The sequence below is a fragment of the Actinomadura sp. 6N118 genome (assembly GCF_044326415.1).
In the GTDB taxonomy this organism is placed as follows: Bacteria; Actinomycetota; Actinomycetes; order Streptosporangiales; family Streptosporangiaceae; genus Spirillospora.
The window spans coordinates 1-632 of record NZ_JBIRAZ010000094.1 but is presented as its reverse complement, the minus strand read 5'-3'; the positions used below and the strand labels follow the sequence as shown (position 1 = coordinate 632).

At 65.8% G+C, this 632-nt stretch carries 1 pseudogene; it reads left to right on the top strand.

What is annotated here, in order from left to right:
• Positions 1-382: pseudogene (locus ACH34W_RS55540) on the top strand (hypothetical protein); the annotation flags it as partial.
• Positions 383-632: the final 250 nt, after the last annotated feature.

Below are 632 nucleotides of genomic sequence, written 5' to 3'. Positions count from 1 at the left end.
ACACTTGGAGCGCGAACTGAGCGAACTGCGCGCCCAACTGGCGGCGGAACAGGCCGCCCGGGTCGCTGCCGATCGCACAGCCGCCGTCGCCGATGCGCAGCGTGAAGCTGCTGACATCGCCCGAATCCAGGCCAACGAGCGCTTGGCCAACGCCGAATCGCGCGAGCACCAGGTGCGTGCCCAACTGGCTGAAGCGCAGGCCGCGCATGAGCGCACCCGCGAGAAACTAACCGAGGTCGTCGGTCTTGAGGCCGGTGCCCAGGCCGAGTTGCGAATGCTGCGCGAGCAAATTGAGGCCGCGAAGCCGACACCAGAGTCGGCACCAGATCAGCAGACCGGTCAACCGCCGAGCAAACCAAACTCACGGCGCAAGGGGGCGTAGCAACGCCGCTTACCTACCCACTGGGCGGCACGGCCCCCCTCTGCATTGCGCCCTGCCCGCCATACAGTCCTTCCCCTAGCCCTCTTCACATCCGGAGTCATCGCATGCTGCGGTCGTTTGGCCTGGTTGACCAATTTCGCACACTGGCGGCATTCGTTTGTGCCGCCACCCTCGCCTCCACACCGGCTATTGCACAGGATGGCGTACCCGCACTCGCAATCACCGCGCCGAACGGGGCCAAAAGCGTGCT